The sequence below is a fragment of the Salinimonas profundi genome, assembly GCF_014750655.1.
Lineage (GTDB): Bacteria > Pseudomonadota > Gammaproteobacteria > Enterobacterales > Alteromonadaceae > Alteromonas > Alteromonas profundi_A.
This window is the reverse complement of sequence record NZ_JABBXD010000016.1, coordinates 31,929-54,429: the sequence shown is the minus strand read 5'-3', so window position 1 is coordinate 54,429 and position 22,501 is coordinate 31,929. Positions and strand designations below refer to the sequence as shown.

Genomic DNA, 22,501 nt, shown 5'->3' with positions numbered 1-22,501 from the left:
GCAGACCCGAAGCCGATATCGAGCGGCTACTACCATGGCAGTTTGCTAAACAATAGGTGGGATTACCGGACGCTTACCCTTAAACTATCAGAAGCTGCTCTAAAGGGTGTAGCTGATACTCAAGCAGTTGCAGAAACTTACTCGCTAAATGATGTTGGCCTTCATAGAAAAATTTCATTAAACCGACAAGTGGCCGAATCTTTACTTTTTCAATTGATAGAGCTTAGAAGGTCCCGAAATACAGTATTGAAGGAAGCCGCCAATGACAAAAATTAGTTCAGCGGTAGCAACGTTCATATTTATTTTTTCAAAGCAAGCCATGGCTTGGGAACCATGTTTGCCATTTTGTGATGCGGGTTGCAGCGGTGCAGCAATGAGCAGACTGGCAAGCGATACGGTTTCTTCAATAAATCAGTATAAAATAGAATGCACTGAATTGACTAAAAGTTTGGCGTCTTCCAGCACTGAGTTTGCTGACTTGACTGCTGATATGACGGAAGCTTTATTTTCAAATCACACAGATGCAATTACTGCTTTAGATGGTTTTGTGGGCAAAATAACATTATCAACTACACAGTCAGCTAAGTTTCATGAAGCAAATGCTAATACCATAACTAATACTTTTGTTAAAAATATAAAGGATTTATCAAAAGTAAAATCTTTTATAAATTCTCATGAAAGATATGGAGAATTAGGCCAGTACTCTCACCCCTATCTCTTTAAGGCCTCATGCCCCGATTGTGCTTTAGAGCCTGTACATGTACTGAGCGACCTTGAAAGCAAGTTGGCTAAAACTAAGTCAAAATTAGCCCTAATTACATTTGAATCCAGTGGTGAATCGAGTAATTCAGTTCTAAAGAACAGGGTGCAGCATGATTGGTTGACAACAAATTTTGCTGCATCGTCACTAAGTCCGGTTGAAGTTGCCCGTATGCAGGGTATCTTCATAAAAGAATCTTCTGACTCAAACCCCAGGTACAAGGCCATTAGAAAGCTAAAGTCGGTAGTGGTAGCTAATAGAATCACTGAAACGTCCAATAGCAATGTCGAAGGCTATTCGAAACTAAACCTTTCTACTTACCTTAAAGGGACTACATTTGACACACTGTTGAGAGGTCATGAAGCAAATTCTATTTCAGACGATATGTCAGCTGTTATGAAGCAAAATGACCATGCTCTTTTGATAAGACAAGCTTTGTCGCAAAACGCAATCAATACCAACCTTAATAAACTCAATGAGGTTGGAAGGCAACGCAATATCTTGCTAGCAATTAAACTTATTACAAAGAGCGATGAATGATTGCAGCAGCTATGCTGCAAACGACTTAGCGTTCTCTGTACAGCTCAAATGTTATCCAGCTAGTCTTGGATAAACCAATATTTAAGGAAGTATAACGATGTCCAATACTAATAGTCATAACGAAAGCTTGGGTGATGTAGATAATGTAGAGGAAAGTTTTGAAGAGTTGATTGAGCAACTTGATAAAGAAGCGAACTCAAAAAGAAGTCAGGTAGAAGATCATGCTTCAGTTACCGAATCGATTAGTGAATCTATAAATGAGCCGGCTTTAGACATGGATGAAGGTCAAATTTCCTCGAATGAGTTTGAATCGTTGATGGAAGAAATGGCGGAGTATGATTCTAAGGCAGAATCCCTGCCTGAGGACAATGTCATTGTTGAAGCTGGCGATACAGATGATATACCGCATCAAATTTCAGAGGACGATAGTGTTCAGGTACCTGAGAACGAGAAACAGAACGAAGATGAAGATGAGGATGAGGATGAGGATGAGGATGCGTCATCATTCAATTCGTACCACGAAGCAGATAATGCTAGTTCATCATTTGAGACGAATGGTGATCTAGATCAGCATGACTTTGATAGCGAATTTATCAATACTTCAGAGGATGTGACTGAAACGGAGAGTGAAATAACAAGTGACGCAGAGGAGAGGATTAATAAATCTCAAATGCAATCTGGCGCCAATATCTCTGAAGAACTTCATCAATACTTACGGTCGCAAAACTCTAGTGAACCACAGCAAACAAACCAACATCAAGCTGCACCTGGTGCTTCCTTGTCTCAAGGATATTCACAAGGTAAAAATGTCGGAGGTGCATTAGTTGATATAGGTTCTACAGTTGCAGGAGCAGCATTTGGATTAACCGGAGCGTTGATCAAGGGTGCTGGTAGTGCTGCAAAGAATGGAATTTATAAATTATCAGATTCCCTGCCTAAAAATGATGGTACTGATCAAGAAACAGTGGCCAGCCTTGAACACATTGTTCCTAAATATTCCGGAGACAATGATGTTGGTGTAGAGCAATTAGATAGCCTTGCTAAGACGCTGCAAACGATAGGAGCGCAACCACCATCGGAAAGAGACCTGGATGAAATGAAGGATGTAATAGGGGATATACAGTCAGAACTCGAGAAATCAGATGAAGACTTTCAAGCGGATACTGTCAGTAAAATCGAAGAAGCATTACATAGTATCAAGGATGACTCGGAAACTCATTTCGATGAGAATAGTGAATCAAATGATAAGACTAAAGCACTTCAGGAACTTATAGAGAAGGTCTTAGAATCTATTAAAAAGATGTTTAGTAAAAGTGCATCAGATACAGCAGAAATGTCAAATTAATCAGGCTACTTACTACTCAAATGGTTATACTCAGTTCGGTACACAAAGTGATACCGAACTGAGTATATTATAGTTATAAAGCTACCTTTTTTTACTCAGTTTATCTATCTCGCCCCACAATAGGTCAATATCTCCAGGGTCTGTAGCAATAGGCTCTTGGGTATACTTTAATTCTTCTTTAACCTTTTCAGCTGAAAGCTCTGAAAGCTTCTCAGCCACGTTTTTATCAACTCCCATCTTTTGGGTCATTTGTGACATGTTTTGCTTAAGAGCTTCGATAGCGTCAATATTTAAGTCGGTATCGAATTCATAAATAAATTCATTCTCAGCTTTGTTGAGTGCTTCAGTAGATATATCAGAGGTCTCTGCTTTGGGTTTCCTTATTGCAACAGACTCCACCGCATCACCGTTGAAAGGGTCACCTTGAAAAGTGTCGTGATTAGAACAACTTTCCCGTATGGATGGTTCTTTAGCTTCACTTTCTGTATCGGTATTGCTTGTAAGCGACTTAAGCTTTTGATTGAGTTCAGAATTTCGCTTAGAGTAGTTATTCTCATGGCCAATTAGTGCATAAATCCAATCAGTGCCGTTGCCTATCTCGACATCTCCTAGATCAACATGGTTCGTGGTGCTAGGAAATTTTGCTCTATCTATCATGTACTTTAAAGATTTAGCAATCTCTACTTCCTGAAGCAGACTTTCAATTTCTTTTTGCGATGGCGGGAGAACTTCAAGCAATCTATTTATTCTAAAGTTTCGAAGTCTGCTCGTGTCCATTTTAATATTAAAAAGCTGAGCCTTGACTATGTTTGCGTTCTGAAAAATTATACCTTCGCCTGTTGTTTGCTCTTTTACATCGAGCCAGTTCAGACGATCCACCTCTTTAATCTGGGCAGAAAAATTTTGACGATATAAGGATGTTCCCTTGCTCTCTTCCCAACCGCTACTTTCTGCAACGCTCATAGTCCCAGCAAGATCTTTAAACCAATCCCAAGTCTCTTTAACGTCTTCTTGTGGTCCCAGGATTTTTAGGCGCGTATTCCCGAAAATCTGAGTAGCTTCTTCCTTAGAGGCTTTTATAAATCCGGCAAGATCCTGACCACTGAACGTAACCCCTATTCCCAGCCCACGTCCCTGGGTTGCTGCAACGGCAAATCCATCAATCGCCACCTCGGCGTATTCATCAATGATAATCTGACTTGGATTTTTCTTGTCGATTGGCAGGTTATTAATTACATCATCAATGTCGCCTTCACTTTTGTCACCAAGTCCCGTGGATATAGCCACGCGAATGCCCGAGAGAGCAATCTTTCCTTGTACCTGTTTTTGGTCATTAGATTGTTCAGAGGCAGGTACAAAGACACCAAGCACCCGGTTGTTTAAAATAATGTCCCGAAAGTCAATTTCGCCTTGTTCACACTCGAAGATGTGAGCGTATGAACTACCTAATTCAATAAGGGGCTTTGCAACGTAACCAAGCCCAAACCCAAACTGTCTATGCACCTCTTGCGGTTGTTTGTTGCCGTTTTTCAGCATATCGACATTTTCACTGTTGAAACCCGGTAGACCGCTTTCAAGATAACGTCGAAGCGCTCTTTTTTTAGCAGTAGATATTTTTATTGGAATGTCCGTAATTTCCCCAGTTTGTTCGTTCAAAAGTGGAATAACGTGCTCGCAATGTTCAGGGTATGCTAGCTTACAGAGCATTGGAATGGAGAACCATTGACCAATTAGGGTGGGAGTAATATTAACAAGCTTTTGATCCCGCAATTCAACGACTGCCGGCAGAAATGCTTTTAAACCAGCCACAGCTTTATCTCTAAATACCTGGTTCTCACCTTCTCCTGGTGGCATCATATCCTCAAGAAATTGTTGAACAATCGAGGCTGTCCCTATTGCGAACATTCCGCATGTGTTTGATACCCGCTGCCAGTGTGCCTGTTTAACCTCTTTGTTTCCTGTTCGATAATTCATAATTCGAATTGAATCTTCTCTACCTGTTTTTCTACCCAAGAAAAACAGTTTTTCAAGTCCATCAGGAGCTGCCTTTGCATCAACATAGATCAAGGCCCCCCCGGACATGAAGCTACTGGCTGCAGCGTAGGACCATAAAAACTCAGTTTTACCTCCACCGGTAGTCGAGATAAATAGCATATGTGTTAGCTGGTCGTTTGGTACAATCCATAGTTCTAATTGGGTACCCAATTCGTTTCCCATGTGGATTGAGCCTTGTGCTTTTTGATAGGCATATCTATTTGCTACGGCTAATTCGTGATAGTCAGTCTTATTTAACCATCGAGGCAGCTTTAAAGGTAATGTTTGCAGCTTTTTAAAGGATATTCTGTTGTTTACTAATAGAAATACCAAAAGCAAACTAATGGCGGGCCAAAGAACTGGAAAAATAAGCAATAATCCAATCATCGTAGCATAGGCCAATGAAAGTGATTCTCTGTTCCTGACTTCATGGATCAGGATTACCAGCCAGTGTCTATGGTCTACATATCGTCTTTTAACATCAATAGCCCTATCTTTTGAAGGCGCTCTTGTTTCAAGCATCTTTGATATCCTCCCCCGAGGCGATTAACCAACCCTCAGTAATGCCGAGAAACTTTTCCAGGCCTTTCACCGCTGCAAGAATATGAGGTTTTTCTAAACCCATACCCACACTTCGCTCCCTAAGAAGGTGTGCTCTTACGGCGGCTGACTCGCTCCACGCCTTTTGACCACCTTCTTGATCACAATTAAACCAAAGGGCGCGATCAGTATGTTTTATCCAATACATGTTGCTGAAATAAAGTTTGCCTTTAGTTCTAGCTTCTTCGATAAAGCTGGAAATCAGTGTAAGCTCGAAACTGTGTGCTGCTATCAGTCGTTTGAATTGTGGACGATCCTCACAGCTTTCGATGATGCTATTAATTTCCGCGTCATCAATATATGTGAGTTTTTTTGTACCTTTCAGGGTAAACCGCTCATTTATTCTTTTGTTTAGCTCAAGAGCTTGTTCAACACCGCCTGAATCGACCCCTTTCATGAACAAACTACAAATAGCCATAACAGCTCGCCGTTCTAAGCGCATGTCTCTCCAACTTGTATATTTTTCACCTAGCTGTTGTACAAAATAGAGCTGAGCGTTTTCCCTCAAAAAGCTGCACCGTCTATGTATTACTGGTATACCGGTATCCATATTTGTGAGATTTTTTTCTATGTAAAAATATCCTTTCTTCTTATTAAGTGACTTATCAAATGTAGGTACCATGGTTTCGTCAGTTGGCATATCAAGATGGTCAACGTCATGTACTAAGACTAAGCCGTTTTCAATTGCATTGATTATTGGGGATTTCTCTCTCGCAAGGTTTCCAACATCAGGGTCTTGTTCTATCAAATCCTGAGCTATAACAGGGTTTAGATGCGGGTAATACTGAGCGGCCTTTTTATAAAGCATGTCTAGATCGTACTTTTTTGTGAGGCCTTTTTGACGCTGACTTCGCCAAACCCGTACACCAGAAAAAACCAAAATAACGATCAGAAAAGGTCTTAGGTTTTGTCCTAGAAATTCTAGATACAAGAGTGTCTCATTCCATTCCATAAAGTTGGGGTTTGAGCTATACATAGTTGCAGCTAGATTTGGCGCGTTTGTTGAGTTCAGTCCCGGTGCGAATAGAGCAACAATCGCCGAGCCAGTATCCCCTGTTTGAAGCAATACTCTCAGTATTTCAAAATTACATCTTGCAAATGCCAAAATGCTATAGTTGATATACTCTTTTGAAAAATACCATCCCACGAAGCACATCAGGCTAATTGCTGCGGCGCCATATAGTAGTGAGTAATCGTTATCAGGATCATGTCCCTTAGCCATTATTCAACCCCTTATATTGTTTAGTGCAAGCAATACACGTCAGCAGGCTGATTACAAAAATAGATATAGATGAGTAGCTTTGCAGTGACCATATATGTCCGTTTGAAAGGGAGTATATGAATAAAATCAAGCATGATGCTAAAATGCCTGTACCCAATCCAAATGTGCAAAGTAGTCGAAATTTAATTATTTTGACTTCTTCAGCAGTTATTTGTTGTTTTTGGTTGCTTTCTTGATGTTTGGGTCGTGTAACTTTTTTTATACCATCGGATACAACGTTGTAGCTGTACCGAGTAAAGGCAAACATTGGTACATCGCCTGGCATAAGACCTTTTCTAAAGTTTGTTTTTAAATTTCGCGTGCCTGAAATTCTTTGTAAGTTATTGAGAAAAAATCCATTGTCAGAGTGCTTTAATCCAAATTCTCTAGCGGCCCCCTTGGAAGATAAAGCTCTCTTGTAATAAGCTTCTAGTTTTATCTTAATTCTTTGAGCCTGCTCTATGCTCAAGGCCCTAAAAAGATGTTCTCGTACATGTATTTCATTACTATAATTATCCTTGAATTCGAAGTTAGCATTGTAGATGCCACCTTTTTCGAATTTGTTTAAGAATAACTGAAAGCACCAATCAAATATTGTCATTGCGAACCTCCGCATTTTTAATTGCTGCGTTGACTACACCGCAAAGATAAGTCTTATAATGACTCTCGATAAGTTTCACTAATGACAAGCTCTCACCTTCGGAACTTAGTATTTCAGCTTTCTTTTTTCTTGTTTCGTCTTCAACTATGCGTTTATAAAGCGCTGATAAATCAACTAGAAAACTTTGCTGAATAAATTGTAATTGACTGTTGTCAATTTCGTATTTAAGCATTTCGCTAAACGCCTGGTGAGTTATATCTAACAGAGCTTTAGTGTGCTTTTTGAATTCGGGCTCGGAGTCGATGAAGGTTTTTGCTGTTAAACCGGTTGAAATGAGATAATGAGCATTAAAATGACTAACGTTGTTCCCTGTTTGTTCGGTTACATCGGTTAAACAAAGCACTTGGTTTATAAGAGTCACGAGTGTTTTTTCGTTAATATCTTCAAGTCGATCGTTAATGGCCGCAGACTCTACGCTTTTTAAAATCAAAGTTCTTAGTATTGCTGACTTTTGCCCGGCGTCATCGGGGTTAATGTTTCCATTCAAGTCCCCAATTAATTCTGTTGATAGGTTTCTGATTAGCTTCATCATCTGCTCCAGAGCTTCATCAGGTTCATCAGAAGTACTCAGGGCGGCACTTATTAGTGGTAGTCCTACTCGAAGTCCATTAAATGAACGCCTTATGTCAATCGCAGGTCGCGACTTATTTTGGTCTAAAGAAGGACTGTCATTTTGATGAATTGCAGATGATTCTTCATTGGCATCTTCAATCTCATTAGGCAAACATTGCTCACGTAGTGCTAAAGCAATAGCATCTTGTACTGCTGAATTCATCAGTTCATACCCATGTCAGTGTTGTTCAGACTCAACTGCGATGGGGCATTTTCTTTGTGTGCTGATTTTACTGTTGCTTTAGCCGGTAAGTGTATTTCAAGACTCTTCACATCTTCGATGTAGATGGTGTCTGGTGACCGCTCCAATGATGATTGCTTACTGATATTCATCGTTTCATCAATCACATAGGTCAAACTAATAAGCTGATTGATAAATAGATGTTTAATGACATCTGGCTCGTAGTCATGCATATTCATGCAAAGACGTTCACCAAGCACACCTTTTGCGCTTTCAACAACACTAAATAAGTCAGAGCCTTGAAATAGCGCTGACTGTGCGCTTGCACCAAAAACCATCGCTTCGTTTCGTTTCTGAAGTATTGATAAATAACCGTAGCAGCCAAGAGCAAACCCTTTGCTAACTGAGTATTTGTCTTGGCCAACACCTTGTAGCGTTGTTATTCCCTTGAGTTGGGTGTACTCAGAAACGACATCTGATAAGTGCTGAAGAATATAAAGAGAGCCGGGTGCCTCTTCAAATCCACACTTGCAGGAGGTATTGATCCCATCATCTAACGACCCAAAGGTAAGTCGCCTGCCACAAAACGGACACAGCTTCAGTATTGGATTAATTTTCTTTGAATAAGACATAAAGACCACATTGCAAAAGTAACAAGTTGATGGTCTTTGTATTTAGGTTGGCAAGCAATGAAATAAGCTCGTTATATCGGGATTGTATGCCCTGACTCTATGGGGTGTCAGGGCATATTTAAATTTACATTCCCATGGACGGCTGGTTGGTTAGGTTATGTTCCGATTGATTATGTTCACCAAGCAGAGTTTCCCAATCGACATCATCGTCACTATTAGACGCCTCATTAGCAGCTTGTAGTAGTTGCTTATTAAGTTGCTCAGCGCGGTTAGTAAGCGTTAATAGCTCTGACTCTTTTTCGAATGGCTGATGCAGCTCTTGCTTAAGGCTTTCTATTCTATTTTCCTCTTTATTGATCTGAGCCAGGCAACTTTCTTTCTCCTCTAAAAGTCGCGGTAAAAGGGTAGGGAGATCTGATAATTGTGCACCAACATAGGCGTTATTTGAAACTTTCACAGTCTCTTTGCCAACGTAGGCTTTCAGCGTATACCCCTTTTTGCCATCAGATCTTTCTTCTAGTCTAAATTTAAGCTCTAAATCCCCGAATTTGCCGGCATTCACGATAAGTTGAGGTGACTTATTACCCTCCATCTTTTTAAATACAGATTTTATGGCTTCTGCACCACCTTTTAGGTCTTGGCCAAATGACTTACCTTCAAATTCAAAGCTTGAGTTATCCGGTAACTTATCAATAAATGTCTGAATAAATTCAAGATGCTTATGCTGCGACACAACGAACCTTTCTGAATAAGTAATAGAACCTTGCATCTGTCGCTTACCATCAATGTGAGAGCGTTTTAGGCGCTCTAAGCGTTGTAGATCAGCATCAACCTCTATTTTATCTTTGATCAACGTATTCCCGGTAGCAATGGCCATCATTTCACTATAAGTGGCGTCTGCTTCTTCGGTATATTCGCGTGGAGCCAAGTGTGGTTCCAGCTTAGTTTGCATGATAAAGGAAGCTTTACGTTTCATTGTCTCCCACTGAAACAAATCAAAGCTATTTTCGGTGGTATACCGATAAACATTTACTTCATCGTTTAAATTTCCGTGGCGCTCAATTCTTCCTAACCGTTGCTCTAAGTCCCTTGGGTTCCAAGGTGGAGTCAATTCGTGCATGGCAACTAAGTTCGTTTGAATGTTGTTCCCAACACCAAATCGCTCAGTGGTTCCAATGGCAACAAGATATTTGCCACTATTCATGCCATCCTCAAAATCTTTTTTCTGGGACTCACTGACAACTTGCCGGCTGTCGATAATTTTGTCGCGAGGAATACCCCCATCAACTAATTTATCGATGAGAGTGTCATACACGCTAAACCCAGCTGCAGTTGGATTAACAAACCTGTCAATAAAGACCAATTGGGCTCTGGGTGTCTCGCTTTCTGGTTTGTGTTCAGCCAAGATATTTTGAGCCGCTTTCGAGATTTTACAGCCCGGTGCCTCAGGTATAGTTGGATCAACACAGCGCATATCCATTGCCGCTAATTGTGAAGAGTGCTGTATTGCAAACCAGGATTCTTCTTTAGAGCCCTGGCGAAATGAGGTAGCCCGCTTACCTATGTCTTTCATGTAAGCTGAGAAGAATTCATTACCTTGGCATTTGACACCAATCTTAGTTGACTCAGGCTTTTCCACACCTGCCATCTCAGCTGTAACGACATCGGCGACAGTTCTATATAACTGACCCAGTTCAGGTAAATTGTTGAACTTGGCCAAGCGTGAGTTTTCTCTATATCCGGTTCCTTCCGGATTAGCTTCGATGGTAGTAACTACTTCACCAAACACTGACATAAAGGCATCGAAGTTATCTACGCCAAGTTTTTTAAGCTCATCAGGCGCCAATACATACAAATTTACATACAGGTCACTCATCGACTTTCTAATGTCAGTACCGGTGGCCCATACAACGCCACGATTGTTATTCATATCCTGAATAAATCGAGTCATAAATAACATGTTCATCGCACGCTTAGATTCTTGCGTGTTTACACCGTTGACGTGAGCCATGTTGGAAGGTGAGCCGAGGTTTAGAAAGTTATCAGCCTCATCCACCAGCAAGGCATCTATACCTAACTGGTCAAGGTAAAGCACATTGTCCTTTGAATCCTGGTCGAGTCTTTTTTGAAGTTTTGTTTCCAGGTTTTTCAGTTTTTGCTGGGCGCGTTTGTTTGTAAACGTACCTTGGCTATCTTGATTATCTATTACGCTTTGTAGCTCCCAGATTTGTTTTTGTAACTGATTGTCAACGAACTGCTTAGGTGCGCTGAGCTTATCCAATGTGCTATGGGCTACAACCACGCAATCCCAGTTCCCAGTCGCAATTTTGCTCGTTAGTTCATTGCGTTGCGTCTTATTCATTTTCTTAGGGTCAAGGCTCAGGGCCCTAGCGTTAGGATAATGTTGCTGAATACTGCGACTCAATTGACCGAAAACGTTGTTTGGCACCGCTACAACTGGCTTTTGATGTAAATTACGGGCTTTCCCTTCGATTGCAATTGAAGCCAATTCAAATGATTTTCCGGTACCTACACCATGTGCTAAAAGCGCTCGTCCTTCTTGAAAGTAACGCATAATCGTATTGCGTTGTGTTTGACGAGGTGTAAATGGCTTCCCATTAAAAGTTGGGCTTAGACCTGTGAACTGAATACCAGAACCATCATATTTAGCTTCTACAAATACATTGAATCTGTTGTTGTAGACCTGTGTTAATAGCGCCTTTCTTTCAGGGTCATTCCAGACCCAACTGTTGAATAGCTCTTTGATATCCTGTGCTTTAGAGTTAGCAATTGCAGTTTGGTCTATATTAACAACTCGCTTGTCTTCAACAGTGTCACAGATTTCAATTTTACTACCATTTAGCACCTTTTGAATTAGCTCAGAAGCGCTAATACGTTCCGTACCGTACCTGTTTCGCGCCCGCCCGTCATTTTGAGAGATAGTCCAGTCGCTTACCCCGACTTGCCAATCTGCACCTATAAGCGAAACTTTGAAATTAGGGTTTGCTTCACCAGGAAATGGCGAGGACTCTCCTGTAATAACCATTTCAGTAAACCGGCTTATAATTTCAGTAGGAACCCAGCCGCTACCCAAACGTAACTTAATTTCTTCTGCAAGAACCGGCTCCGGCATCGCTTCTTCAAGTGCTTCTACGTTTTGTTGAAAACTTGAATCTAACTCTACTGCAGCTTTCGCACTTTCAAGCTTTTCAAGAATATTTCCAGAAAGATACTGAGAGCGGTGTACCCAATTGTTTTGGCTTGGGTCAACAAACAACGTGCCCACGTTTTCTTCGGTGATTTGTTCCCAGTTCTTGCCAAGAAGCTCACTAACAAATGAGGGGGTTATCGTTCCATCCCACGCCATCGATATAGCAAAAGCTTCATCTGCGCTAGCAGCATGGGTTGGGCGACTGTTTTTGCCGATCGTTCTTTCGCTAAATACGTTTGTCTTGACAACTTTTTGAGTTGATTTATCAACGATTTCAAGACCCATTAATAGGGGATAATCAGGATCTTCCTGAAAGGCCTGCTTTGTAGTGCTCTCGCTCAGGTTCTCAAATTTCTTTACGTGTTGGTCATAAAGAGTGTTAAGTCTCGTAATAGATTCTGCCAATTCTTCAGGCATACCAGTCGTTTGCATTTGCAGACTAATATGCGCACGAAGATGGTCTCGAATTCCTATCAAGCTTGATAGTCTTTCAGCCTTCTTACCTTTGACATTGATTGGCTCGAACGTTAGATCATAATCCTCTGTTTCCGGATTATAAGTTGATACAGCAACTCCTAATTGATCTCCAGCCATCGTAAATGAGCCAGGGCGAAGGTGGTCATCTATCAGCGTGATAGTTTCCTCACTCTTCGTTTCCTCAATAACAATGGAAGCATCCTTTTTGCGGGTAGGCTTTGGAGATGGGGCGCCTTCAAGAGCATTGTGTAAAGCTTCAGCCACATTGCCATCGTATAAGCTTGAAAGCTCATAGCCATACTGTCCTCGCACAGAAACCGTATTGCCAATTATCATTTGAGGGTTCTTCACGTAATAGCCATTGATACTGTGAGTATGGATATCGCCATTTCTATCCTCAGCATCAATAGTCTCAGTGTTTAGCCAGTCTGAGCTTAAAGGCTCCTCTCCGGGCAGACGCTTTCTAAAAAATACAACGTCGGCGCCTACATGAGTATTTGCATACTTTGAGAATGTTTTTGAGGGGAGTCGGACTGAAGCAACCAAGTCTGATGACTTATAAACGTGCTGACGAGCAGCATCATCAGCTTTGTCCATGGTGCCTGTGGAAGTTATAAATGCGACTATCCCCCCAGGCTTGACCTTGTCGATATTTTTGACAAGAAAATAGTCATGAATTTTATATCCATATTGTGCATAGTCAGGGTCAAATACAGAATAATTTCCAAAAGGAATGTTGGACGTAATCAAGTCAAAATAATTGTTAGGTTGCTTTGTCTTTTCAAAGCCACCTTGTTTGACGATTTTCTCTCCGTGTATTTGCTGAGCTATACGGGCTGTAACTGTGTCTAACTCGCGAGCTGTAACGTTTGAGTTTTCTTTAAGCTCTTCGGGCATCGTTGACAAAAATGAGCCAATTCCAGTAGAAGGATCACTAACTTCTCCCCCGACAAAGCCGAATTTACTAGCGCCAAAATAAACCTCCTTGATAATAGAGGGCGGCGTGTAGAAGGCGGTCAATGCAGATTCTTTAATAGAGCTGTACTCTTGTGCAGAAACTAACTCTGTTAGTTGCCTGCGTTGTTGGGAATACAGGTAGTTCGTATGATCAAACATGCCGGGCATGCCACCCCAGCCTGTGTAGTGGGCAAGAGCATCTTTTTCTTCTAAAGTCGCTTCACGCTGTTCTTCATCGATGAGCTTGCTAATGCGCAGCGCTTCTATGTTCAGCTCAATTTTCTTAGGTAAAGTACCAATGTTGTCTTCAAGATTATCTGGGTAAGAATAGGTTACAGTTCGCTCGCTGGTAGGTGCTCTTTGAGCACTCCCTGCATTGCTTGGTCCTTTATGTACTGATGGTACGCTACCTGCTCGTGATAGTCTGTCCCCTGGGGAGGCGGAGTCGTCGACTCTAGATCCTCTATCTTCTTGGTTAGCTGTAGCTGCAATTGTTGCGTTTTGTTCTTCAGCCATTCCTCCCATTTGCCGGTCGCTTGCAATTGGCTCTGCTGAACCGGACAAAACGTCATCATGTATGTCTCTATGTCTCTCTGCATCTGCATTTTGTTCTTCCTCACGAGCTTGATTAACTAAGGTCTGTACCGCTTCTTGAGCATTGGCAATGGTTTCGTATGGATCAGTCTTTTGTGTTTCATCAAAATAACTGTACTTATTGTCTGCAATATAAAGCTCATAGCCCATAAATTCATGTTGGCCATTTGCTTCTATCTCTTCAAGCATAGATCTGACTGATGTTTCAGCCATCTTGTTATAAGCAAAATCCTTAATATTGGCGTCGTTATAATCATTTTTAAAAGGCTGATTTAGTAATTGCTTGATAGTTCCGTTAGCATTATCGAAGAATTGACGACTTCTGGCTTCAACTTCACGAAAGTCATACTCAAATACAGATTCAATTTTGTGTGCTGTCGACGACTCTTCACCAAGCATAACGGTGCCATCTTCAGGGTAAGTATCTTCAGCGACAACCTCAATTGTTACATTTTCACCATCAACTAAAACCAGTTCTTGGGCAGCATGGAAAACAGGCTCGGGATCTTGTGTAGTATGATGGTCTAACAGCATATTAAGAGATGGGTAAGTGCTTCCGTCTCTCGTTGAATAAGATACTTTTTCGCCGATAAAATTAATGCGTACATCGCCATGGAGAATCACGTCTTTTTCAGAACTTTCAAGTTCATCAAATCTCACGTGGCGAGTGGCAATATAGCGACTTTCAGGACTTTGCTGATTGAGAATTTCACTAAGAGTGCTGGTGCTGGCCAACTTCAATAGAGTTGCTTCGTTTACTATATCAAGGTCTGCTGCAGAAACGGTCAGATGAGTTGAGTCCATTCCTGGTTCGAATCCAAACTCAACGGCCTTTGATAGCGCCTTTTCAAAATTGCGGCTTAATACATTAGCCTTTGTTTTTTTGAGCTCTTCACCGTACCACTGGATAACTTCTGATGGATCGTCAGGTGAGGCAAAATGTTTAAGTGCTGCCAACTCATTTTCTTGAACTAATTCAGAGTCGCCCGTTGCGAAAAGTCTACCCACGGTTCTGGCTTGCACTTTTGAAACTGCGTTCCCAGCGAGCACACTTCTGTCATTAGAGCTGGTGTCATTGGCGAGTATGCTATTGAACTCTTTTAAATGGAGTAGGGGCATCGATTCAATTCGTGCGATACCATTAGCATCTCGAGGGTCTAGCAAATCAATATCAATGTCTAAAGCTAATGCATCTTTTGTTTTAGCAAACTCGGACATTTCTAAGGTAAAAATAAATCGGCCCGACTCTTTATCAATCAATGAGTCACGCGCTGAAGCTGATTGGAGAATTCTATACTCCCAGTCCGGTTTAACCGTGACCTGTTCGCCGTCAACGTTACTGACAACACCGACTCGACCGCTTGAGTGAACCACCAGCTTGCCTTCACCTATTTCATTTACAGGGGCAATTTGAGCTTCCTCTGAAATTTTATCGATTGGCGCATCACTGTCCAACATATCGAATAAGCCGCCACTGACGGTGGCTTGCGGCTCTGGAGTTTCAACTATCGCTTGTTCTGCAATTGGATTTGTTTCAGCCATAACCGGCTCAGCTTGCATCTGCTTGGCTTCTTTTAAAGCAGTGATGGTGGAAGGGTAGTTCGCATTTATGTTGATCGGTATAGACTGAGCCACGTGGGTTAGTTTCTCAGTAATCGATTGTTTAAGAGATGCTTCAATCCGGGATAAGGCAACCACTGCTTTCTGTTTTGCCGTTGCCTCGATTTCATCTGTGAGGAGGGAGGCAAGTTGATCTGTTTGATCATTGGTTAGGTCGCCATCTTGTAAATTGCGGATGAATGCTAACTGCTCAACCTTATCTGCTGATTCATCTAGAGCAAGTTCATCCAAAATCGGATCCAAGTCAGAAAATTCGTAGCCTTTGGCACGGTATAATTCTACGAATTCACTTGTGTACTGAAAGCGTCTTGTATTGACTTCCCCTGTTGATTCGTCGTACTCAATTGCTGAAAAGCCCCGCTTTGCTGGACGAATTAGAGCGCTATTACCTTTCGCGTCACGAAATCCAAGATAGCCGGTCGACTCCACGAATTTCTCAACTGGTATAGACAGTGCCTTCATCGCTTTGGGTGAAACAGGTGAATAGCCATGCTGTGCTATCCAGAATTGGTCGAGTGGTTTATTTAGCCCAAGTAGTTGGTCGTTTATTACAGTATGATATGAAACATCCAGAGGTAGTTGAACTCTATCTATATGTGTACCTTTTGGAATTGAATATGTGTAGGCTTTGGAAGCATACTTGGCTTCTTCAATACCGACCACATAAGCATCGCTCAAATCTACGTTGCTCAACACTCCGCGCGTTTCTGGGCTAAGCAGATTGATGCTTTTTAGCGAGTCTGCAAGTTCGGTTCTTATCTTAGCGTTATCAAATTGTTTGCGCTTATATTGGGTGACCTGACTGATATTTAGTACTGTGCTATCAGTAATATTACTAAGGTCTCGATATACGTATCCAGGCAGAGCAACATTTTTATCGAGGCTTGAAACTGCATCGGCTATATAATTATATTGAGCAACTTTCGTATGAGTAGCATCTTTTAGCTCAACCAGTTTTTCCACGATTTTCCGCGCATACATCTTATTGTGGCTGGTCGTACTGACGTTAAGTATCTCAGCATATTCTTGCAAAGTTGGGATATCTAACGCCGCTATTTCAGTCTCCGACATGAAAGTCAGTTCTTTTCTCACTTTCCATGTCGCCTTAATCTTTTCAGCAATTTCTACTTTAGAGTTTGATGCGGTGACATCGGCCACATGATGAAGATCAGCCAAAAGCAAATACTCATCAAGCGAATATTTGTCTGTGGTACCCGGTTCAGCAATAGCATCTAAGGGTTCGCCCTGAATCTGATTAATCGGTTGATAAGCGCTTGTACTACCCAAGTAATCAGTAAAGGGGAGTAACTGAGAATCTGCGGTCGTCGGCTCTGCGCGGCGCACAACCTTTAGCAGGTTTTCAAATTGGACTTCAAGGTCAATGTCTTTCTTAAAGCCAGCGTTTGGAATAAATCCGCCCACTTTGGTAGCGGTGTAATGGTCATGAGTAATCTCAACGACACTGTCAAATATGTCCTGATACATCTGCTTGAGAGAGTTAAAACCGGCTTCTTTAAGCGATGCATTTAGCGATTTCCGATCGATGCTCCCTGTTTCATTAGAAAAGAATGGATTTTCCTCATAAGCGAAACCTTCAGGTTTGAAATGGTCTTCGTAAAACTCGTGAAAAAGCATTTCAGTTTTTGCACGGGTAGCCATTTCATTTTGTAACGCACTAAGCTTCTCAGACTGGGAAACAGGTGTGTCGCTAAAACTTTCACTATGTTTATCAAAGGCGGATGAAATTATGTTTTTTGTAGGTTCATCGACAATAACATTGAATTTTTGCTCAACACGCTTAACTATTTCATCAATAGATATTTGGTCGCTGAAGTAAGCTGATAACGTTTGCTGTATCTGTGTGGCTGTAGGTTGCACAGAGCTTGATACATCACTATCGTCTGTATCAACTATCGAGGCCTCTAATCGCCGGTAGAGTGCTGTAGCATCGCCAAAGCTTGTGTAAAAAACACGGTTTGTATCAGGCTTCGTTACTACGTACATTCCTCTGCCCTCACCTTGAATTTTATCAAGCATGAGTGGTTCTGATTCAGAGCCGGCATTTTTGATATTTTCGATAGTGGCCAGCTCGATCTTATCGCCGGTTTGTATAATGTATTCACCGGTTTCATCCGTCTGGAATAGAGAAGCTTTGCCAGAATCATACAGTCTTGTAGCAGACTGTTTTTGACCTTCAAGTGTTATTGTGACTGACGGCTCTGACTCTTGAGAATCAACTTCTTCATTTGCAAGGTCACGCTTAAACAGCTCTCGCATATCACGATATAGTTCGTTAACGTGTTTGTATTCAGTGACGTGCAATATATCTTCATTCATCAACTCCTCATTAAACTCACCATCACTAAGGTATGGCTGGGTAGATTGAAAGCCCTTGCTCGAAGTTTTGCCCTTAATGTATTTAGTGAAGCTCTTCTCGGATAACGCCCCCTTTGTTTCCATCAACTCGCTGATGAATGCCTTAAGTTCATTTATCCGGTTGTCGCTAACTATATTGTAGGTGTGATAGTAAGCCGCAGATAAAGAGGTTGGCTTGAAGGTGGCTAAATCCGGGATAGGGTGCAGCGATATTTGACGAAAGTCTGCTTGTAATAGGGTTTTATCAAAACTGCCGTCTTCTTTTTCGTAGCCAATGCAGTCTGGAGAGTCACTAACTAGATCCAGAAATTCATCATGTGAATAACCATTTTCGACAAGCAAGGTAATAGTGTCATTGAGCTTTCGTATCCTAAGCTCAATTTCGGATATTGCTTGCTCATTCACTTCTTGAGAGCTGGCGTCTTGTACGTCTTCTAAAGCCTCAGTAGTGTCATGCTCAGAAGTATCCTCCTGTTTTCCAATAGTAGATTTCTCGCTATCTACCTGCTTAATTGCATCTTGGCTTTCTAAAGGCTGTTCAACAGGTTCACGTTTGACACTATTGCTATTCTCAACACTGGGAATAGTCGCATCGACAGCATTGGTGACATTTTTCTCCTCTTGCTCTGATATAAACCCAAACAAATCACTTTGAGGAGATTCCTCAGAAGACGGCACATCAGACTTCGAATTCGCATTAGTTGTTGCTTCAACGCTTTGAGGTTCATCTATTGGCTCTACGGTGTTATCTGGTTGCTCGCTTTCAACCCCCGGAGCTGCGTTATTAGAAGTATGCTCAGTGCTAACGGTTTCTGTACTGACATTTTCTGGCGTTGATTCTATTTCTGGTTTTTGGACAGGCTCTGCAGGTAAAACGTCTTGTTCTTGCTTATCTGTATTTTCTGAAACTTCATCTTCTTGTACGCCGGTCCAATCGTATTTGTCGCCAAGGAAGTACCATACCGGTGCGGCAGCAATGAACTGCTCATCAGAGTAAGTGTCAGTAGCAAATAGGCTTGATACCTGATGATAAGCCTTCTGTAGCAAACTCGAATATGAAGCTTTTTGTCCATTGGCTTGTTCGGACTGTTTTATTTTTGCGCATAATCCAGCGAACCAGTAGCCGTCTTGCGGAAGCCCTTTTTCCTTCACTGTCAAAAAGGCCTGCATTTTTGCTATGTCTGAAGGCTTAAGGCCAAGCTCTTTAGCACGGTTTTCAAGGCTTCCATCAACAAGCGTTTGTGGCTGAAATTCAGTCGCACTTGCTGTAAATGAAGCGGGTGTATGGCTACCCGTGAGTCGGTTACCTAATGCTTCTTGAACCAGGTAAATGGCTAAGTCATTTTCTACAACAAAGCCTTGCTCTGCATTATCAAAGTAGCCATTGATAAATCCAATGGTGCTTTCCAAATCATCGATAACTTCTTGGGTAAGCTCACCGCGTACCACGAACCCCGGCCCTTCGGTATTTAAACGCTTACCAATATAATTCGCAGGGGCGCCGGTTACCTCATGTAGTTTGCTGTTTAACACATTCTTAAGTGACGCTGGGGCTACATAGCTTTTAAGTCCAGGGTGATACATGGCCTGCTTACCAGGCATGCACTCCTCAATTGCTGTAGCTATAGGATCTGCATAAACGCCATTTGAATGGTCGCGGATAACCAGATATTTTTTTTGTGACTGAGGAGCAACTTTCTCCTCGATTACTACAGGGAATTGGGCTGTAAATTCGCTTACAACATCATCGGTTTCGGTCGATTCAGTTGACTCGGATTCAGATTTTTCACTTCGCTCTGATTTAGTTTGACTGTCATTAACCTGAGACTGATACTTATTTTGCTCAGTTCTTTTGAATGTTAATCCTGCTTCAATGCGGCTTTTATCCATTTGAGGGTATCGCTCAGTAATTTCTTTGAGCGCCTTTTCAAATGCAGCAGGGTAGGTTTTGTCGTTCTCGAACCGAAGTCGGGTATTATAATATTCAAGTAGGTTCTGTGGTGCAGGGTACGCAGCTCCTATCTGGCGCTGGACTTCTTCAAGGCCCGCCAGATGATGCAGGTCGTTGATATCTTTCGGGTCGCTGGAAAGATCCATTCCCTCAAAATTAGGAATCATCCATTTCACGTTGTTTTGCCAAGCAGCATCTAACGCAGCTTTTGCGCCGATGTTTCCATCTTTATGGGCACGGTCGTTATCACCCACAACAATATGGTCACGATTTGGATTGTTGTGGACAGAAACAGCGACAACAGATTTGAGGTTGTTCTTATTGATGCCTATCTTTCCAAAATGACCCGTCGCAGCTACTGCAGAGAGAGTATCAGCCATGCCTTCGGCATAAACTATTGGTCTGATACCATCATCAATGCCAACTCTTCCGTGGGTGCCTACAGGGTTTCCAGTATCTAAGTCATTAAAGACCGTCCCTTCTGTAAACACCTTATTCGTTGTCCGACCCTTCTCATCTTTCCAGCCTTTGTCATAGATTTTTTGAAGTCCGGTGAAATTGCCATATTCATCCACCAGCTGATACATGCTAAATGTGCTGCCGCTAGGGGTTTTCGCCGAGCGAAGGTCAATTAAATCAACATGAGATTGCAAGCCTTTTTTAACATTGTAGGGTTCGTTACCGGTTGCTTGAATGCCTTGCCCCCAGGTCATCAATGCATCCTGCAATGACTTTTTAGTCTGTTCAGCTTCTCGTTTGGCTTTTTCTGCGAGTCGCTGTTGGTTATCAGCCTCTCGCTTGGCGATTTCCTCGGGTGAGCTACCACCTGTTTTTACTTTTCCTGTTCCACGCTCACTTTCGTAAAGGCTAAAGTCATAATCCCCTGATTTGAACTCAGTGAAAAATTCTCCGCCGCCCATCTTCAAGTTTTTAAAATGTAGGTAAATACCAAGATGTTCTTTATCAGTTTTCTTGGATTTGTAACGGTACGTAGAAGCAATGACAGAGCAACTCCCATTATGGGCAGTTTGCTTTGGAAAAACGTCTTTTTGGCTGGCGTTACTAAGGAACATTTCTGTTCCGGTATCCGGAGATGGCATTAATATATTCGGAGCGGTTTTAGCCCAATCAATTCCTGCTTCTTCAGCATATTTTTCAATTTGGTCATAATGCGCGTCCTTCATTGAATTGCCTGACAAGCTATACTTTTGCTGTTGCCATTCAGCATAATCCGGGAAGCGAGGCTTAAACTTTTTTTCTATCGCAGTTTCAGGTCTTGCACTTTGAGATAGCAAATCGCCCAATTGTTCTTCTACTTGAAGGCGGTATTTCTCAGGAAAACGCCAGGCTCCCCCTACGTTTTCTCCAGACAGATTTTTAGCAACATTAGAAATTCGCTTACGAAACGGTTGCTCATCAGTTCGACCATTAATATAAATGTAACTGGCTTTTCCGGTTTGTTTTTGTTCGCTGATGTATATTGCCGGGGGACCGGAGAGGTCGGATAATGTGCTTGCCACTTCCTTATAAGCAATAGCGGGGAAGATGTAGCTATTAGTATCCTCTTTATAAAATGGCTTAACGCCGACAGCCGCAGACTCAATACGGCTTTTATAATTATCCAACTCGGTACGAGGCCCTGTGACAGCAAAACGAGAAAGCCGGCCGCTGCTATCAAGTTGTTGCTCAATTCGTAATGGGTAACCTTTGATTCCCGCCGAAAGAGATTTATTTGCTGTGCCAGGGGTATCGCTGTTAAATGACGGGGCATCGATATCATTATGAATACCGAGTAACCCGCTCACTGAGTTTTGAATCTTAGCTCGTGGCAACGGATGAGCAGAATCAATGCGGTTTGTCTGCTTGTTGATTGAAATGGCGGCCATGCTATATGCTTGGCGTACTTGACCTTGTATCTTCGCTTTATAATGCTGGGCATTGGCGTATTTACTTAGGTTATTGGGATTGCCATAGTCATTAAAACTTACCCGACTTATTCCGGCAGCCTCGATCACAGCGTTATCTTTCCCAATTTCTCGGTTAAGTCGCGCAAGCATCCTGCGAAACTTATTATCCCCGCCGTTTTCATCATACAAACGCTGTATCGCATCTGAGGCTTTTTCATTTGGATAGGCATAAAACTCATACGGTACAACTGCTTTTTGACCGTTAGGTTGTGTATGCCCAACACGAACCATGAACCCACGTGAGTATCCGGGAACGGATTTGTTAGATGAACCTCGAAGAACATCGGTTAGCTCTTTCCTGAGACCTTTGATGTTTTGTAAGCGGGTGTAATCTGCATCAAGAACACTTGCACCAAGCGTTAGGAACCGATTATTACCGTTTCCTCGTGCAACAGGCTTTCTGTCTACTTTAATGGGAGTAACAAAGGTATGTTTTTGTTCCGGATTCTTAGTCACTGCCGAGGCAAAGTTAGCAGAAATAAATCCAGAGTCCGCATTAATAGTGTTTATACCATAGGCGACTATATGGGCGCCCACGGGAGCATAGGTTTTGGCTGAGCTATCTGACAATGCAGAAACAAAGTTTTGTGCAGTACTGTTCTTGTTTTGAACCAGCGTTAACTTAGCATCGCTACCGTCCTTTAGGATGCCATAGATATATCCTTTCTCGACGTTATGTCCAGTTATCTGCAGCGTAATAAAATCTTTATTCAAGTTCATAA

Annotated in this window: 9 protein-coding genes; 3 read left to right on the top strand and 6 right to left on the bottom strand. The window is 42.0% G+C overall.

Annotated elements, in window-relative coordinates:
- The 3 genes from HHX48_RS18840 to HHX48_RS17780 form a co-directional block, all read left to right on the top strand.
- The coding region (locus HHX48_RS18840) for a hypothetical protein (protein ID WP_223858533.1) at nt 1-276 on the top strand (276 nt) is incomplete at its 5' end.
- On the top strand, nt 263-1,300 hold the full coding sequence (locus HHX48_RS17785; RefSeq protein WP_191026647.1) for a hypothetical protein: 1,038 nt from the start codon (nt 263-265) through the stop codon (nt 1,298-1,300). The genes HHX48_RS18840 and HHX48_RS17785, both read left to right, overlap by 14 nt.
- A 97-nt stretch (nt 1,301-1,397) precedes the next feature.
- Complete coding sequence (locus tag HHX48_RS17780) at nt 1,398-2,645, top strand: hypothetical protein (RefSeq protein WP_191026646.1); 1,248 nt, start codon at nt 1,398-1,400, stop codon at nt 2,643-2,645.
- A gap of 81 nt (nt 2,646-2,726) precedes the next feature.
- Here the strand turns inward: HHX48_RS17780 and HHX48_RS17775 are convergent, their stop codons facing one another.
- From HHX48_RS17775 to HHX48_RS17750, 6 genes are all read right to left on the bottom strand, one after another.
- The gene (locus tag HHX48_RS17775; protein WP_191026645.1) at nt 2,727-5,201 is read right to left on the bottom strand and encodes a TraM recognition domain-containing protein; all 2,475 of its coding nucleotides are present in this window, start codon (nt 5,199-5,201) and stop codon (nt 2,727-2,729) included.
- Nucleotides 5,194-6,501: a secretion/conjugation apparatus DotM-related subunit gene (locus HHX48_RS17770; RefSeq protein ID WP_191026644.1), complete on the bottom strand. Its 1,308-nt coding sequence runs from the start codon at nt 6,499-6,501 to the stop codon at nt 5,194-5,196. The genes HHX48_RS17775 and HHX48_RS17770 overlap by 8 nt, the downstream gene beginning before the upstream one ends.
- On the bottom strand, nt 6,494-7,141 hold the full coding sequence (locus HHX48_RS17765; protein WP_191026643.1) for a hypothetical protein: 648 nt from the start codon (nt 7,139-7,141) through the stop codon (nt 6,494-6,496). Before HHX48_RS17765 ends, HHX48_RS17770 begins: the two co-directional genes overlap by 8 nt.
- Nucleotides 7,128-7,976: a hypothetical protein gene (locus HHX48_RS17760; protein ID WP_191026642.1), complete on the bottom strand. Its 849-nt coding sequence runs from the start codon at nt 7,974-7,976 to the stop codon at nt 7,128-7,130. Before HHX48_RS17760 ends, HHX48_RS17765 begins: the two co-directional genes overlap by 14 nt.
- On the bottom strand, nt 7,976-8,626 hold the full coding sequence (locus HHX48_RS17755) for a hypothetical protein (RefSeq protein WP_191026641.1): 651 nt from the start codon (nt 8,624-8,626) through the stop codon (nt 7,976-7,978). Before HHX48_RS17755 ends, HHX48_RS17760 begins: the two co-directional genes overlap by 1 nt.
- A gap of 124 nt (nt 8,627-8,750) precedes the next feature.
- Nucleotides 8,751-22,499, bottom strand: a complete 13,749-nt coding sequence (locus HHX48_RS17750) for an N-6 DNA methylase (RefSeq protein WP_191026640.1) — start codon at nt 22,497-22,499, stop codon at nt 8,751-8,753.
- Nucleotides 22,500-22,501: the final 2 nt, after the last annotated feature.